Annotated in this window: 15 protein-coding genes; 2 read left to right on the top strand and 13 right to left on the bottom strand. The window is 44.7% G+C overall.

Features of this window, described 5'->3' with window-relative positions; all coding sequences use genetic code 11:
• Positions 1–45 precede the first annotated feature (45 nt).
• The 12 genes from ACFVQB_RS21895 to ACFVQB_RS21840 form a co-directional block, all read right to left on the bottom strand.
• On the bottom strand, positions 46–474 hold the full coding sequence (locus ACFVQB_RS21895; protein WP_379443879.1) for a hypothetical protein: 429 nt from the start codon (positions 472–474) through the stop codon (positions 46–48).
• Between the two features lie 27 nt (positions 475–501).
• Positions 502–1,452 carry a 16S rRNA (cytosine(1402)-N(4))-methyltransferase RsmH gene (rsmH, locus tag ACFVQB_RS21890; RefSeq protein WP_379443877.1) on the bottom strand — a complete coding sequence of 317 codons (951 nt, stop codon included), beginning with the start codon at positions 1,450–1,452 and terminating at the stop codon, positions 502–504.
• 18 nt (positions 1,453–1,470) lie between these two features.
• Positions 1,471–1,908: a division/cell wall cluster transcriptional repressor MraZ gene (gene mraZ / locus ACFVQB_RS21885; RefSeq protein WP_017687291.1), complete on the bottom strand. Its 438-nt coding sequence runs from the start codon at positions 1,906–1,908 to the stop codon at positions 1,471–1,473.
• 274 nt (positions 1,909–2,182) lie between these two features.
• Positions 2,183–3,448, bottom strand: a complete 1,266-nt coding sequence (locus ACFVQB_RS21880) for an adenosylhomocysteinase (protein ID WP_076288121.1) — start codon at positions 3,446–3,448, stop codon at positions 2,183–2,185.
• A gap of 46 nt (positions 3,449–3,494) precedes the next feature.
• Positions 3,495–5,126: a bacillithiol biosynthesis cysteine-adding enzyme BshC gene (gene bshC, locus ACFVQB_RS21875; RefSeq protein ID WP_379443874.1), complete on the bottom strand. Its 1,632-nt coding sequence runs from the start codon at positions 5,124–5,126 to the stop codon at positions 3,495–3,497.
• 155 nt (positions 5,127–5,281) lie between these two features.
• Complete coding sequence (locus ACFVQB_RS21870) at positions 5,282–7,045, bottom strand: ABC transporter ATP-binding protein (protein ID WP_379443872.1); 1,764 nt, start codon at positions 7,043–7,045, stop codon at positions 5,282–5,284.
• Positions 7,046–7,062: 17 nt separating this feature from the next.
• Entirely contained in the window at positions 7,063–7,956 is an 894-nt protein-coding gene (locus tag ACFVQB_RS21865) for an ABC transporter permease (protein WP_379444459.1), read from the bottom strand.
• Between the two features lie 35 nt (positions 7,957–7,991).
• Positions 7,992–8,924, bottom strand: coding sequence for an ABC transporter permease (locus tag ACFVQB_RS21860; protein WP_379443870.1), 933 nt, complete (start codon positions 8,922–8,924; stop codon positions 7,992–7,994).
• 189 nt (positions 8,925–9,113) lie between these two features.
• The gene (locus tag ACFVQB_RS21855) at positions 9,114–10,811 is read right to left on the bottom strand and encodes a peptide ABC transporter substrate-binding protein (RefSeq protein WP_379443867.1); all 1,698 of its coding nucleotides are present in this window, start codon (positions 10,809–10,811) and stop codon (positions 9,114–9,116) included.
• A 151-nt stretch (positions 10,812–10,962) separates the two neighbouring features.
• A complete protein-coding gene (locus tag ACFVQB_RS21850; RefSeq protein WP_379443865.1) occupies positions 10,963–11,337 on the bottom strand; it encodes a DUF3397 domain-containing protein in 375 nt (124 codons plus the stop codon).
• The gene (locus ACFVQB_RS21845) at positions 11,337–12,299 is read right to left on the bottom strand and encodes a ketopantoate reductase family protein (protein WP_379443863.1); all 963 of its coding nucleotides are present in this window, start codon (positions 12,297–12,299) and stop codon (positions 11,337–11,339) included. Before ACFVQB_RS21845 ends, ACFVQB_RS21850 begins: the two co-directional genes overlap by 1 nt.
• A 144-nt stretch (positions 12,300–12,443) precedes the next feature.
• On the bottom strand, positions 12,444–13,094 hold the full coding sequence (locus tag ACFVQB_RS21840) for an RsfA family transcriptional regulator (RefSeq protein ID WP_379443861.1): 651 nt from the start codon (positions 13,092–13,094) through the stop codon (positions 12,444–12,446).
• 314 nt (positions 13,095–13,408) lie between these two features.
• On the opposite strand from ACFVQB_RS21840, the gene ACFVQB_RS21835 reads away from it, so the two are divergent.
• Positions 13,409–13,645: a DUF2626 domain-containing protein gene (locus ACFVQB_RS21835; protein ID WP_053781237.1), complete on the top strand. Its 237-nt coding sequence runs from the start codon at positions 13,409–13,411 to the stop codon at positions 13,643–13,645.
• A 181-nt stretch (positions 13,646–13,826) separates the two neighbouring features.
• The gene (locus tag ACFVQB_RS21830) at positions 13,827–14,906 is read left to right on the top strand and encodes a coiled-coil domain-containing protein (RefSeq protein ID WP_379443858.1); all 1,080 of its coding nucleotides are present in this window, start codon (positions 13,827–13,829) and stop codon (positions 14,904–14,906) included.
• On the opposite strand, the gene ACFVQB_RS21825 is transcribed toward ACFVQB_RS21830, so the two are convergent.
• The gene (locus ACFVQB_RS21825; protein ID WP_379443855.1) at positions 14,898–16,178 is read right to left on the bottom strand and encodes a hypothetical protein; all 1,281 of its coding nucleotides are present in this window, start codon (positions 16,176–16,178) and stop codon (positions 14,898–14,900) included. The genes ACFVQB_RS21830 and ACFVQB_RS21825 overlap by 9 nt on opposite strands.
• Positions 16,179–16,253 lie beyond the last annotated feature (75 nt).

Here is a 16,253-nt window from a genome sequence, read left to right as displayed (position 1 = left end):
CACCTCTTTTGCTTCAGCATTTTGTATGAATTGATACAAAATGTTCTACTTATTTGCTGTATCCGAGGACGTTTCAGTACCTGTCGAGTTCGTTGTACTTGTTGAGCGAGGTACAAAAATGACATCCTTGCCGGAAGCCTCAACGTAACCAAGTTTGCGAGCATTCTCGATGACCAGATTGTTTAGTTTTTCTTTTTCCACTTGCAGATCTGCAATGGTTTTCTCTGCATCTCTCACGTCAGACAACGTCGTCTGTGCCTGCTTATTCAGATCATAGATGTGAGCGTAACGCGACATCATAACACCACCCACAACAATGACTGCAATCAGAGTAATCAGATACAAAAATTTCTCGCGTGCCGGAAGGCCGGTACGACGGGTCACCACTTTGGTGGTTTCCTTGTACCGTTGCTGGGTCACACGTTCTTGGGACGCTTTTTCTTTCACTGCCAGATTACCACGTGTATATGCCATACTCCGACTCTCTCCTCCGCTCTTGATTTACAGTTTCTCGGCTACGCGCAGCTTCGCTGAACGAGCACGGGAGTTTTCGGCCAGTTCCGTTTCCGTTGGAATCAGCGGCTTTCTGTTCACTAAACGCATGACACCCTTACCTCCGCAAACACACAACGGGAAATCGGGAGGGCATGTACATTTCTCCAGATAACTGCTAAAAATCTGTTTGCAAATTCGGTCCTCAAGGGAGTGAAAAGTAATAACAGATACACGTCCGCCTGGTGCCAAGCACCGAACGGCCTGATGTAACGCTTCTTCGAACGCGCCCAGCTCATCATTAACCGCAATTCGCAATGCCTGAAAGCTGCGTTTCGCAGGATGTCCTCCGGTACGACGAGCCGCCGCTGGAATCCCTTCTTTGATTAACTCCACCAGTTCGCCAGTAGTCTCAATTGTGGACTGCTTCCGTTTTTCAACAATGACACGAGCAATTCTTCTAGAGAATTTCTCTTCACCATAGCGATACAAAATGCGGGCAATCTCCTCTTCCGGCCATTCGTTAACAATTTCTTTAGCGGTTAGGGATGCGTCCTGATCCATACGCATATCCAACGGAGCATCGTGATTGTAGCTAAATCCACGTTCTCCTTCGTCGAATTGCGGCGATGATACCCCCAAATCGTACAAAATACCATCTACCTGTGGCACGCCATCCTTCATCGGTACATCCAGTTCTTTCAGTACCTGTTCGAGATCACGGAAATTGGTTTTCACCAATGTAATTCGCTCTCCATATGGAGCCAATTTTTCACGTGCGTTATCCAAAGCCCAATCATCTTGATCCAGTGCAATCAAACGCCCCCCTGGACCGAGCTTGGATGCAATTACGGAGCTATGTCCGCCACCGCCTAAAGTGCAGTCCACGTATATACCGTCCTGCTTGATGTTTAAACCCTCTGTTGCCTCTTCTTTGAGTACGGTTATGTGGTGAAACAACCTGCACCCCTCCTGACTTTATAGATCAAAATTAAAATCGACCAGCTTTTCGGCAATGTCGTTGAATGCTTCTTCGGATTGATTGAAATAACTCTCCCATATGCCTTTGCTCCAAATCTCCACCCGGTTCGACACGCCAAGAACAACGCAATCCTTGTCCAGCTTGGCATACTCTCTAAGATTGCCCGGCAAATTTACCCTGCCCTGTTTGTCCAATTCACATTCGGTGGCACCCGAGAAAAAAAATCGGGTAAACGCACGTGCATCGGATTTCATCAACGGCAGTGCTTTGAGCTTCTGTTCCATGACCCCCCACTCCTCCATGGGGTACACGAAAAGACACTGGTCCAAACCCCGTGTGACAACGAAAGACGGTCCCAGAGATTCGCGGAATTTAGCCGGAATAATAACCCGACCCTTATCATCAATGCTATGTTGGAACTCCCCCATAAACATTGGCCCACTCACTCCTCACCCGTTTCTCCCACTTTGCCCCACTTTCCACCACCTAAGCATAATAGATTCGCACAAAAAAATCAAAACCCTTCTTGCGGGCTTTATTTTTTTAATCTCGCAACCTCAAAAAAACGTCTTTGATCCTGTCACTCAGGATCAAAGACGTTTCCCGTTTACGGGCAATCGCACGTACACCCGCATATGAGCCATATCATTAATAAACCATTTTAAACCCTTTGAAGCACTTAATCAGCTTGTAATTAATGGATGACTTTTAGAATTTCCAGCTGTCCAGATATTTTTCCTGCTCGGCGGACAAGGAGTCGATGGCAATATTGAGGCTTTCCAGTTTGTAGCTGGCAACCTGTTGGTCAATGTCATAAGGTACATTAACAACGGTTTTACCCAGTTCCGCATAGTTCTCGCTCACATAACGCAGACCCAGTGCTTGCAATGCAAACGTCGTATCCATAATCTCGGCAGGATGTCCATCAGCTGCACCCAGGTTTACGAGACGTCCTTCAGCCAGCAAATACATCTTACGACCATCCTTGAAGCGATATTCTTCAATGTTGCGGCGTACGGTACGAATCGAATCGGAACGTTTAGCAAGTTCAGGTTTGTTTACTTCCACGTCAAAGTGACCCGCATTACTCAGGATTGCTCCATCCTTCATCACATCGTAATGCTCTCCAGTGATCACATCTTTATTGCCGGTAACAGCGATGAAGAAATCACCCAATTTTGCAGCTTCCACCATCGTCATGACACGGAATCCATCCATATGTGCTTCTACGGCTTTAATAGGATCAATTTCAGTTACGATAACATTTGCTCCGAGCCCTTTGGCACGCATCGCTACACCTTTACCACACCATCCATAACCCGCTACAACTACGTTCTTTCCTGCAACGACCAGATTGGTTGTACGGATGATACCATCGAATGCAGACTGACCTGTACCGTAACGGTTATCAAACAAGTACTTGCAATAAGCGTCATTGACTGCAACCATTGGGAAACGCAATTGTCCTTCTTTCGCCAAAGCTTTCAGACGAATGATGCCCGTTGTCGTTTCCTCTGCTCCGCCACGAATTGTGGCAGCTAAATCAGGACGTTCAGATGCAATAATTGTGGCAAAGTCTCCACCGTCATCAATAATCAGATCAGGTTTCACTTCAAGTGCACGGAGTTGCAGTTCTTTGAACTCTACAGGGTCAGGATTATGTTTGGCATACACGGTAACGCCGTCTTCCACCAGAGCAGCACAAACATCGTCCTGTGTTGACAATGGATTGCTGTGTGTAATCGTCACTTCTGCACCACCAGCTTGAATGACTTTCGCCAGATAAGCCGTTTTGGCCTCAAGGTGAAGACATATGGCTACTTTCAAACCTTTAAACGGAAGATCCTGTTCAAATTGGCGACGAATACGGTTCAACACCGGCATATGTGCTTCTACCCAATCAATTTTCAGATGACCTTCCGAAGCGAGTCCCATATCCTTAACGATACTATTTTGCAATGCAGGGGTAGTCATTCCTCATCCTCCTCGATTATCTATTCCTTCTATTATTAAGAGGTCACTACAATGTGATCACTTGGTGTTGTCCACGGAATTCGTTCTGACTTTCAATCAGTTGTCCAATCCACTCGGTCCCATAACGGTTCAGGTAAAAGAGTACGTTATGTACTCGTTCCTGTGGTTTGTTCATGGGAAAGAGTGAGTTTTGCATCCCGTTCCAGTGCCTTAGACTCACATTGTGTTTATCTTTAATGGCTTTGTGGGTCTGCTGTTGCAGATACTGCATCTGTTCGCTGATCTTGCCTACATTCGTATCTCCAATTCGGTCCAGACCAGGATGGATCTCTGCGATCTGATCAAGTAATGGACGATATAGATCGGCAAATGCTTGCTGAACGCGCTCAAACTGTTCATCGACCTGGAAGGTCTCCTGCTGTGCCAGCCATTGTTCCTTCTTTTCTTCCATATGATATTGAACGTCCTGGAAAGAAAGACCGTACTGCTTCATATGTTTGTGATGAATATCTTCCATAATGGTAAAGGACAGACGTGGAAGCAAGATAGGCATCTGCAACCCGAAACGGCCAAACGCTTCACGCGTCAATCCCCAATACGCGATCTCACCTTGACCCAAGATAACAGCCGCTACAGGTAAAATGGAATCTTGCATCAATGGCCTGGTCAATACATTGTTGCTAAATCGCTCGGGATGTTCAGCCAGTTCCTGAAGCAGTCGCTCTTCTGTAAATGAAACCAGACCTTTACGATCGCTGTACAAGCCGTCTTTTAACATCAGAAGCAACCGAGCCCCTTCATGTATGTAAAACAGATTGGCCCCATCTTCCGCGACTTCAGCAGGCATGGCATATCCGGCTTGTTCCAATGCGGAGGCACCTTGTGCATATGCTTGGCGTAATGTCCCATTTTCGCGAATCAAACGCTCAAATACAGGCTGCTCAAGCCTGCGCAGGTCTGGATCTGCGGCATCCATCAGAATAAGTCCACTGCTGCCAAACAATGCTGAGATTAACCGGGCAAACGCATCACTCAGGTTCGAACTCGACTGATGGATCTCTGTAACCAGCTTCATTAATCCTGGTTTGTGCACCGTATCCGGTAACAGATGCTCCATTTGCTCCAGCACGGTCATCCATTGTTGCGTTTCCACATGAACATAACTCACAGAATCCCTGCCTGCAAACCGCCCTTGTAACTTGATCTTCTTCATGTCCCCGCTGACGTCAGGCAAGTATGTGTGGTTGACTTCATCCCAGTCATGGTCCTCACCTGCAATCCAAAAAACGGGAACGACCGGCCGCTGTAGCCTGTTCTCCGCTTCCCGCGCAGCTGCAACCACACTTGCTGCTTTGTAAATTACAAACAACGGACCTGTAAGCAGGCCGCTTTGCTGCCCTCCCGTAACAACCAACGCATCTTGTTCCGCGAGACGTGTGATGGATTCATGGACTGCACCGTGATCGTTCACACGTTTATTATATATACGTAGATACTCTGCCAGACGTTGACGAGGAATACGTGTGTTCTCCGATTGGTCCAGCCACTCGGCACGCGTATGAAGCCCCGATTCCCAGCGAATGTCATACTCGTAAAGGCCACGCGCAGCGTCCCTTGAACAGACATAGTCTTCTGCAAGTCGCGTTCCGCTGCGGAGTGCCTCGGTAGTACCTTTCATGAGGTCTGCCTCCTATTCTGCTTCAAAGAGCCTTTCTTGATTGTACCGAATGAGAGCCCTCTTCGTCAAAAGAAAGTGCATCAAAAAATAAAAAACCGCCGAACAAAGTCGGCGGTTTGATATTCATGGATAAGTCCAAATGAAATTTGTACTTTTTATACGTAAGGTTCTGCAACCCAGTGACCTTTGGATACCTCAATCAATTGAGCGTTCTGCAGGTTGTATGGATCATTTACAGGACCACCAGATCCATTCTTAAGTGCTTGTTCTTCTGGCAGCAAAATGCGACGTTTGCTCGCTTCTACTTCCGGATCAGGTACAGGGATCGCAGACAGCAATGTTTTGGTGTAAGGGTGAATCGGATTAGCATAAAGTTCTTCACTTTCTGCCAACTCCACCACTTTACCCATGTACATTACAGCTACACGGTCACTGATATGTTTAACCATGGACAAGTCATGCGCAATGAACAGGTATGTCAAGCCGAGGCGTTGCTGAAGTTCTTCAAGCAAATTAACGACCTGAGCCTGAATGGACACGTCCAATGCTGACAATGGCTCATCACAGATGATGAATTTAGGGTCTACGGCCAATGCACGGGCAATCCCGATCCGTTGTCTTTGACCACCTGAGAATTCATGTGGATAACGGAGTGCATGGCTAGGATTCAGACCTACAAGATCAAGCAATTCTTCAACGCGTCTCTTCCGCTCTGCCTTACTTGATGCCAGACCATGAATATCAAGAGATTCACCGATAATATCCATAACGTTGAAACGTGGGTTCAAGGATGCATAAGGATCCTGGAAAATCATCTGCATATCTTTACGCATTTCTTTCATCTTGCGCGGAGACAGCTTGTAAATATCCGTTCCATTAAAGTTAACATTTCCGCCTGTTGGCTCATAAAGGCGCAGAATTGTACGGCCAGTTGTGGATTTACCACAGCCAGACTCCCCTACAACTCCAAGTGTTTCGCCTTCAAAAATATCAAAGCTAACATCATTAACCGCTTTGAGAATGTTCCCTTTGCCCAAATTGAAGTATTGTTTCAGGTTCTTCACTTGAACCAGCGGCTTGTTGGCACCTTTGATAATACCAACTGGAGTAGGCTTTTCTTTTTTAGGCTCGTCCAAACGAGGAAGAGCATTCAGCAATTTAATCGTGTATGGATGTTGAGGATTACTGAAGATTTCAGCAGTTGTTCCGGTTTCAACAACTTCGCCTTCCTTCATAACGACAACACGATCACACATTCCTGCGACTACTCCAAGGTCATGCGTGATAAGCATGATCGAAGTTCCAAGCTTTTGTTGCATGTCTTTCATAACATCCAAGATTTGTGCCTGAATCGTTACGTCGAGTGCAGTTGTTGGTTCATCCGCAATCAGAAGGGATGGACGGCATGCCAAGGCAATCGCAATCATAGCACGCTGGCGCATACCACCGGAAAATTGGTGCGGGTAATGGTTCATGCGCACTTCCGCATTTTTGATGCCTACAAGTTCGAGCATTTCCAATGCGCTTTTTTCAGCTTCTTTTTTGGACATATTCTGATGCTTGCGCAGTACCTCGGTAATTTGCTTACCAATTTTGATGGTAGGATTCAAAGAAGTCATTGGATCCTGGAAGATCATGCCGATATCTTTACCACGGATGGCTTCCATCTGTTTATCTGTCTTATTCAGCAGGTCCTGCCCGTGAAAAGTAATTTCTCCGCTTTTGACCTTCGAAGGCGGGGAGGGAATCAATTTCATGATGGTTTGGGCAGTAACACTCTTACCACTACCAGATTCACCTACGATCCCCAGCGTCTCTCCTTTGCCAAGTTCAAAACTCACATTTTTAACGGCATCAAACTCACCAGAACGCGTCGTAAATGACACACTCAGGTCTTTGACTGTTAAAATCGGCTCCATAATCCCACCTCCTATTTCTATTTACGTAATTTCGGATCAAGCGCGTCGCGCAAGCCGTCACCAAGCAAGTTAAATGCGAGCATTGTCATAACCATCAAACCTGCAGGGAACCACATCCGCCAAGGATACAGCGTCCAGCCTGTAAGTGCATCATTGATCATAGATCCAAGAGAGGATTTAGGTGCAGATACACCCAATCCGAGGAAGCTCAGAAACGCTTCTGCGAAGATGGCATTTGGAATGGACAACGTCAATGTAACGAGAATTGGTCCGACAGCATTTGGCAACAAATGACGGAAGAGTTGACGCCCAGTGCTTGCGCCCATGGAACGTGCAGCAAGAATAAAGTCTCTGTTTTTGAGTTGCATAATCTCACCACGCACAATCCAGGACATACTGATCCAGCCTGTGATGGTAAGTGCAATGATAATCGTTGTCAGACTTGGCTCCAATACAACCAGCAACAAGATAACAACGAGCATGTAAGGCAGGGAGTACAAGATCTCGGAGAACTTGTTCATGATGCCGTCAACACGTCCACCGTAGAAGCCCATAATAGCTCCATAAATTACCCCGATGACAAGGTCAATTAAAGCAGCAGCTAAACCTACAGTAAGAGACACACGTGCACCTACCCAGGTTCTTACCCATACATCACGACCCAGTTCATCTGTTCCAAACCAGTGTTCTGCACTCGGTGCAGCATTGGCATTCAACAAATCATTGGAATAATAATTATAGCTTGAGAACAACGAAGTTGGACCAATCATAGAGAAAATGACAACAAGGACTAGAACAGCCAAACTAATCATAGCGGCCTTGTTGGTTGCAAGTCTATACATAGCGTCTTTGAATAGCGATACACTCTCTTGCGATTTCAACGCTGCCTGACTATCCAGGCCTGTGTTCACCGTTTCATTATTGTTGTTATTCGTGCCAGACAACGTTATGCCCCCTTCCGGCTTTCTAGCTTAATTCTAGGATCGATCAGCACGTAAGCAATATCCGTAAGGAAACGTGCAAGCATCAAGAGAATACCATAGAAGATTGTGATCCCCATAATCATCGTATAATCACGATTCGTAATACTTTCTACGAATACTTTACCAATCCCACCAATATTAAAGATCTGTTCAATAACAACGGAACCTGTAATAATATTCGCTGTCATTGGACCAACATAAGTAACGACTGGCAGAATACCGTTCCGTAAAACGTGTCTAAACATAATAGCCGGCCATTTCAAGCCTTTGGCTTTGGCAGTCTTGATGTAATCTGCATGCAGCACTTCCAACATACTTGAACGCGTCAAACGTGCGATAAAGGCAATTGGTGATGCAGACAAGGCTGCAACCGGAAGCACATAGTCGAGTGGGCCATCGAAGCCCATAACGTTAAACCAGCCGAGTTTGAATGCAAAAACATATTGCACCAGGGATGCGAGCAAGAAACTCGGTACAGCAATCCCGATAACAGCCAGAATCATCGTAATATCATCAATCAACTTGCGATGGTACACTGCGGCAATAAGCCCCAACAAGACACCCACAACAATTGAGATAATAATCGCAAAGATTCCTAGCTTCAGCGATGCTGTAAACGTTTGAGTGATCATACCAGTTACATCTTGATTCAGGTATTTCATAGAAACCCCGAAATCACCTTTTATGATTCCACCCATATACTTCAGGTATTGTTCATACATCGGTTTGTCCAAACCATACTTCACTTCCAAAAGTGCCCGGATTTCAGGTGATACTTTTTTCTCGGATGTAAAAGGGTCACCCGGAATGGCCTTCATCAGGAAGAAGGTTGCTGATGCGAGTATGAAAAGCGATAGCAGCATAAATAGCAGTTTTTTCAGCACGTACTTAACCAACCCTTGCACACCTCCACAAACAATATTTTGTATACAAATCGATTGTAGAATTAGACAAGAATAATGTCCAATCCATTTATCGGAAATTTCAAGAATTATAAGGAAAATCGGTGCACATACAAAAAAATCGGGATATATATGGAATTCCACATATATATCCCGAAGTAATCATATAGACTTCAGAACAACTTATTTCTCTTCCAGATATGCACGAGTGAAGTCAATAGCTCCACTGAAATCAAGTTGTACGCCTTTCAGGTAAGGCTTAGTCAAAGATACGTTAGTGTAGTAATAGATCGGCAATACGCCCATTTCATCTTGAATCAGGATTTTCTCAGCGTCAGCAAAAGCAGCCATACGAGTAGCTGGATCTGCAGATTTTACAGTCTCTTTAACATCTTTGTCATACTGTTCGTTGCTGAATTTGGAATCATTGTTTGTGTTTCCAGTAGTCCACATTTCCAAGAAGTTGTACGGATCGTTGTAGTCAGCAGACCAGCCCGCACGAGCGATTTGGAAGTTTTGGTTTTGACGGTTCTCAAGGAATACGCCCCACTCTTGGTTTTCCGTTTTCACGTCAACACCAAGGTTTTTCTTCCACATATCAGCAACAGCAAGAGCGATTTTCGCGTGACCATCACTAGTGTTATAGATCAATGTTACTGCTGGCAATGTTGTGTAGCCTTCTTCTTTCATACCTTCAGCAAGCAATTTTTTAGCTTCTTCTACGTTTTCAGTGAAGTAGTCATCTTTGTGCTCATCACGGAATTCGCCGTTTTCACCGCGGATACCTGGAGGTACAAAGCCGAAAGCTGGAATTTGTCCACCTTGTGTTACTTTGTCAACGATCAATTGACGCTCGATTGACATTGCAAAAGCCTTACGGATTTTAACGTTGTTAAATGGAGCTTCATTAACGTTGAACTGGTAGTAGTACGTACTTGCAATACCAGTAGCTTTAAACTCGTCCGGCAATTCCGCTTTTACAGAAGGAATTTGGTCGGAAGGAATTTCACCGTTAGGTGCGCCTGTGTAGTCCAATTGTCCAGACTTGTAAGCTTGCAGTTCGGAAGCACTGCTGTTTGTCAGGGACATGTTGATTTCAGACAATTTGATGTCAGAAGCTGCATGGTAGCTTTCGTTTTTCTTCACGACGATTTTTTGACCCTTAGCGTATTGATCCATTGTGAATGGTCCGTTAACGATCATGTTTTTGTAGTCTGTGAAGAATTTGTCATTCGTGTCAGCAGACTTGTGTACTGGGTAGTACGTGTAGAATGCTGTCAGACCCAAGAAGTAAGGTGTTGGGTTTTCCAACGTTACTTCCAGCGTGTGCTCATCAGTAGCTTTAACACCTACTTGAGAGAAGTCTGTGATTTTAGTACCTTTATATGTTTCGTCTTTGCTCAGGTTGTAACCTTCAGCACCTTTAATGTAGTACAATTGGTAAGCATATGGAGAAGCTGTTTCCGGTTTCAACGCACGTTCCCAAGAACGTACAAAGTCTTCGGCAGTGATTGCATCACCGTTGCTCCATTTAGCATCCGGGTTCAGGTTGAAAACATATTTCAGACCATCTTCGGAGATTGTCCAGTCTTTAGCAACGCCTGGAGCTTCTTTGCCATCAGCGTCGATACGCACAAGACCTTCATACAAGAATTTCAGAACAGTGTTGGTTTGGCTGTCTTTTGCTTGAGCCGGGTCTAACGTAGGAGGTTCAGCTGACAGGTTAATTTTCAGGACTTGATCTTTAGCAAGACCATTTCCTTCGGTTGCAGAACCAGTATCGGTGTTACCTGTGCCTTCGTTTTTCGATCCGCACGCTGCAAGTACGGTACCGAACGCCAAAATCAGCGTCAAAAGGACTAATAGACTTTTCCTTTTCATCTAACACTTTCCCCCTAAATTGATGTGGTATATGTTTATAGATTATACAACCACCGGTCAAAAAAATCTACATTACTTTTTCAGAAAGTAATGTTTTTTTCAGTTTTCGACAAAATCGACACATTTTTTAGCCCTTTTGCGTTATGTATCCTCACATCTGTTTCATGAAGTATCTAAATAATCCAAATATAGTAAACAAAACATACCCAAAACTCATTATGACAAAAGCCATGCGCCAAACGGCCCGGAACATTCTACCCCCATCGACCTTACCTTTGAGTCGATTTTGTGCCCCTCCGATGAATCCAAGGGCTATTAGTATGAGTAAAAGTGTTAAATAAAATCCAAAATTCGAATCAAATGTTAAGTTGAATAACGCCGATACAGAGAATATAAGGAATAAGGTTGTCACATCCATTGCCGATCGCAACGCCACACGCTTATCTTTCTTCCATCCATACATGATCCAATAAACAAGAAAGAACGGAAAGAACGGCAGTATGCTCAGCACAATAAAAAATCCCATTAACTCACTCCTTCCGGTTGCATACCTTCAATCAGATGAAGCAGTATTTCATGCATCGGAGCAGACAGGCCACACCGACACGCCATGCTTACGATTTGCCCGTTAATGGATTGCACCTCCGTTTGTTGTCCATGCAGAACATCCGACAGCATGGAGGATGTATTCGAGGCTGTGGAACGACAGACGGAGAGGATTTGTTCCCACACATCCACATCAAGAAGTATTCCGCTTGCTTCGTATACTGCCAATGCCTCATTGCACAGCTGACGCATAAACACGATTCGCTCTTCCCTTGTAATTAACTCACCGTTAGGAATACGCCATATCGCGGTAAGAGGATTAATGACAGCATTGATTAACAACTTCCTATAAATCAGCTTATCGATTTCATTCGACACTGTACAGCCAAATCCTGCCTGCTGCAAAAGTCCCTGTAAACGAATGGGTTCATCTTGATCCATTGGCGTTAGAGATGAGACACGTACATCTGCACTTTTGCCCAACCAGGTCTCTCCTATACCTGCACGAATGACCCCATCTTGCTGACGCTTCGCCCCTTCTGTGGTTATGACGCTGTATATATTGGAATGTGGCAAATTGGATTGCACATGATCCAGATGCCCAACCCCATTTTGGAAACATGCGATGTTGGGCACTCGCGTCTTCAATGAACCAATTTCACGTATAACATCATGTATCGCTGTCTGTTTCACCATTAATAGTAGCCAATCTCCAGGTGAGTGTTCCCACACTCGGGTTAACTCCGTAATCGGCTTGACCTGGATATGATCAGGTGTAATCTGGATGGTTTTCTCCCGTTCAACGACCTTAAATCCTTCTATACTCAGTTTATTCGCCTGTTCAGCCGTTCTGGTCCAAAATCGAACCTCGTTGCCTGCGTCCTGAAGCTTTCCTCCATACAAAAGACCCAGTGACCCTGATCCTACAACGTCAATGATCATACTGCATCCCTACCTCTGCTCCAATAGTTGCTTTTATCTATAATAGAACAAAAACAGCAAACAAAAAACCCATCATACCTACCGTTATGTAACGGAGGTGTGACAGGCTCTAATCTAATGCTGATCATCAGACATATTTTGCTTTTATTCAATTCGTTCCAGATTCCCGTTGGCATCCATTTTGAATCTCGTTTTAAGTTCCTCTTCTTCTTCTGTCAGAAATGCGAGTCTGCGAGCACGATCCATAATCTGAATCAGTGCTTTATAATCGTCGTTTACAACACGATAATCGGTCTGTACTTCATTTACTTCCTTGGACAGACGATCATTCTCGCAACGCAGTTCATGAAGTTCATCCTCTTTTTCACGAAGCTCTTTCTCAAGCATTTTAAGCTGGCGACCATTTTCCTGTACAGTTCCCTTCCATTGCCGCAAGAATCGTATAACTGCATCAATGGATAGAGAGTCTTCCGAAATCCCATCCGCTTTGTACAGATTTTCTTCTGTATCCAGGGTGGCCAAAGCTGCTACTTGTGGTCCAAGCAAAGCCGGTTGTTTGCGGAGATAACTCCGTTTTTGTCGTTGAGCCTTAGCATTGCTAATAGCAGACTCATACTTCTTACGTACACAGCTGTTCCAGCGAAAACCGCAAGCGGCAGAAGTTCTGCCTATTTTTTCGCCAACCTCTTCAAAAGCAGCCAGTTGTGTACTTCCTTCCCGAATATGACGCAAAGTAACCTCAGCCAAAATCAAATCGTCCTCTGTACTCCAAGCATCCTGTCTCACTGCAGTCATGCTATAATACCCTCCTAACAACATCCTAAAATAACCGTCCGCATAACCGATTTCCCGGTATGTGAATTAGGTATAAAAGCTGCTTCATTCATTCTTATGCCTCTCATAGAGTTCATAGAATTGATTTCATACTAAAATGTATTTCCACATTTATGAGTGCTCATACGTTACATATGCAAAACAAACCATACTTTAACTATTTTCGGTTAAAAAAGAATTCGCTTTCATATCCAATTTTGTTTACACCTTTTTCCTTTCCCGGTATAATGTTGTGTAGACAATCTATGATCGTACATAGGAGAGGAGGACTTACCGTGGCGCGCATGTTTCGGGTACTCGGGTTCTTCACGCTAGCGATTGGCCTGATGGCTTTTGCGGGAGACCTGGTCGAAATGGCTTTGCTTTTTTTCCTGCAGACTGCGTTTTTTGTCATTTTGGGATATTTGAAATTTACCGAACGTACGTACATATTGCTCTTCTGGGGTTATATGATCGTGACATTCACAGGGTTCAGCTACTGGACCGTATTCCAAATGGATTTGCCGCTCTAATCCGCCAGCAGCATCAAAGCGATCCGGCTAATGTCGGATTGCTTTTTTGTCGTTTTCAGATTAAATGACTATTCTTTGTGTTATGTAACCACTACGGATATTTCACGTATCTATTTCATATATTGTCTGGAAGAGATAAGCCCGTTCGCATTATATGTAGATATGGAAAGGAGAATGATGGGTGAAACGTCGATACGGCATTCCTGGCTTCATCGTATGTATTATATTTTTGATCCAGTTACCTTGGACTTATGCCTATGGTGAGCCTTCATCTGAGGAAACACGCGAAATACTGCAACAAAGCCTATCCATCGTCGAAATCGATCATGAAATCGAACGTATTGCAGCCAGACAAAAACAGCTGGACGAACAGCGTCAGACGTTATCCATTCAGCTTCAGGAACAGGAAGAACAAATACATACTCAGCAAGACCGTGCGGGTGCAGTTGTAAGATCCTACTATACCGGGGAGCGTGATAGCCTCTTGATGACGGTACTAGGAGCAAGATCCATTAAGGACCTGTTCATTCTATACGATTACTATCAAATTATTATCGGCAGAGATCAGGCTGTTCTGGACAAGTATCAGGATCGATATCGCATCATGCAGCAAACGTCTGCTCAGATTAACCAGACCTCTGCAGAACTGTCTGAACTCAAAAACAATCTTCAAAATCAACGTGAACGAGTACTTGCATTGCAGAAAGAAGTAGACGGAAAAGTAGCTGCCAGCGGGGATGCTGCGGCCATGCAGAAACTGATGGATGAGTTGACCATCTATTGGGAGAACATCGGCATATACGAGGTCAAGCGATATTTCAAAGCATTGGCATCAGCCATGCAGAACCTGCCACAATTCATCCAAGAACAAAACGGAGGAATCTCCACTACTGGAACAACGTACACCATTCGAATTGGACAAGATGAACTGAATACGTTTCTACGTTCGCAGAATCCGATCTTTGAAGACTTCGCCTTTCAGTTCTACAAAGATCGAATTACTGCTTCTGGGCAGCGCGATCAATTGCAATTAAGCATTGAAGGCCATTATACAGTAGAGAATGAACCTCAGAATTCTATTCGTTTTCATGTCGATAAACTTGTGTTTAATCAATTAGAACTGCCCGATACCACACGTCGTATGCTGGAACGGGAATTCGATCTCGGATTTTACCCACAGAAAATTCTGTCGTTTGTCAAAGCCACAGAGGTATCCACAAGCGAAGGCATACTTGAAGTAAAGCTCGCCATTTCATTTTGACGAGCTCTGCAACGCAATAATGCTTTTGACGTATTGATTAGCTGTGATCTCTCCCACGAGAAGTTGTTGGATCTTCTTTTGAAAGGCAGAAGTGAGTACAAAGCTTTCCGTCATTATAGCCTGTGAAGATTCTGCTGGAAACCAGGATTTTACATCAGTCGTATCATATTTCGTTATTAGTTTCTGTGACTCAAGATCTAGCTCCTGTTGCTTTGCTGGTAAATAGTTAGCCTGTTGGTACCACTCTGATTGCACAGAAGAAGAAGTCATACCTTCAATCCAGCGGCTGGCTTCTTGCGCCTCAAGTGAGCCAGCTGCGATAACAAGGCTTCTTGATCTTAGAGGTTCCAACGCACTGAGGGATATCCTCTCCGTTGAACCCTGTTCGCCTGCCTCGCCTTGATTTCCGCTTAACAAACGAGACAGCAACGTTACTACCATAGGAGTCCCCGTTTGCTTGTCAGAAGCAGAGATTGTCGGATTTATTGATTTGACAGTAATATGCGACTGAATCTGATCCAGCAGCTGTATGATCTGTTGGTACGCCTCCGTTTGCGAAGAAGTTTGCGCTTTCTTAATTTTGTTGGGGGCCATGCCTGGCTCAAACTGATTCAACCACGCACTTACCGCGTGCAGGTCATTTAAGTTTATACTTAATAAATCCGTTCCGTCTTGCGTTGCTTGTTGTATAAGTTTCACCCACTGCTCCTTATTTTCGGGTAAACCTGCCAAACCGGCTTCGTCCAGGAATGGGGAGCGAGCGGCGAGTACATAAGCGTCAAAATCAAACGGCATCCCCCATTGGTAACCATTCCACTCTGTCATTTCCCGCAAGCCAACCACAGTTTCTCCCAAAGACTTGGACAGCGTTGTACCGTTTAACGGATACAGATGTCCTTTTTTGGCATGATATTGAACTTCCGCACTATCCAGAAGAATAATATCGCCGCTCTCCCCTACCGAAAATTTATTATCGAGCACTCGCTTATATGTATCCGGCTCCAAATTCCGAAGACTGATTTCCACATGTTGAGAAGTCGCTACTTCATTGGCCATTCTTTTAAACGATTTAAAGTCTGCCTCTGACATCGAGACTACAATCTCTAGCGGGGCATGTTGGTCCTCGCTGCGTGATGACGTATTGGGAAATGCATCTTTTTCCGGGTCTCGCTCCTGATTAAGCTGTGAACCTCTAAAATCAAAGCTGGGAGACAGAATCGTTAACGAAAGCAGCAGTACTGCGAACAAAATAACCTGGTGTCCACGCTTCATTAACTCCTCCTCCTTACTCCCTAATTTTTTCCTGCAACATTCATTGTAACAAATAAGTAGTGCTCTTGTCCTATC

Origin of the sequence: Paenibacillus sp. NPDC057886, assembly GCF_042796655.1 — a bacterium.
GTDB lineage: Bacteria > Bacillota > Bacilli > Paenibacillales > Paenibacillaceae > Paenibacillus.
Note: the sequence above shows the minus strand (reverse complement) of the source record. Positions and strands in the feature narration are given on the sequence as shown.

Bases quoted from the DNA above. Each gene is read 5' to 3' on its own strand.
- ACFVQB_RS21880 (WP_076288121.1), bottom strand. From the start codon at position 3,448: ATGACTACCCCTGCATTGCAAAATAGTATCGTTAAGGATATGGGACTC.
- ACFVQB_RS21840 (WP_379443861.1), bottom strand. From the start codon at position 13,094: ATGACTGCAGTGAGACAGGATGCTTGGAGTACAGAGGACGATTTGATT.
- ACFVQB_RS21870 (WP_379443872.1), bottom strand. From the start codon at position 7,045: ATGGAGCCGATTTTAACAGTCAAAGACCTGAGTGTGTCATTTACGACG.
- ACFVQB_RS21825 (WP_379443855.1), bottom strand. From the start codon at position 16,178: ATGAAGCGTGGACACCAGGTTATTTTGTTCGCAGTACTGCTGCTTTCG.
- bshC (WP_379443874.1), bottom strand. From the start codon at position 5,126: ATGAAAGGTACTACCGAGGCACTCCGCAGCGGAACGCGACTTGCAGAA.
- mraZ (WP_017687291.1), bottom strand. From the start codon at position 1,908: ATGTTTATGGGGGAGTTCCAACATAGCATTGATGATAAGGGTCGGGTT.
- ACFVQB_RS21855 (WP_379443867.1), bottom strand. From the start codon at position 10,811: ATGAAAAGGAAAAGTCTATTAGTCCTTTTGACGCTGATTTTGGCGTTC.
- ACFVQB_RS21850 (WP_379443865.1), bottom strand. From the start codon at position 11,337: ATGGGATTTTTTATTGTGCTGAGCATACTGCCGTTCTTTCCGTTCTTT.
- ACFVQB_RS21845 (WP_379443863.1), bottom strand. From the start codon at position 12,299: ATGATCATTGACGTTGTAGGATCAGGGTCACTGGGTCTTTTGTATGGA.
- ACFVQB_RS21895 (WP_379443879.1), bottom strand. From the start codon at position 474: ATGGCATATACACGTGGTAATCTGGCAGTGAAAGAAAAAGCGTCCCAA.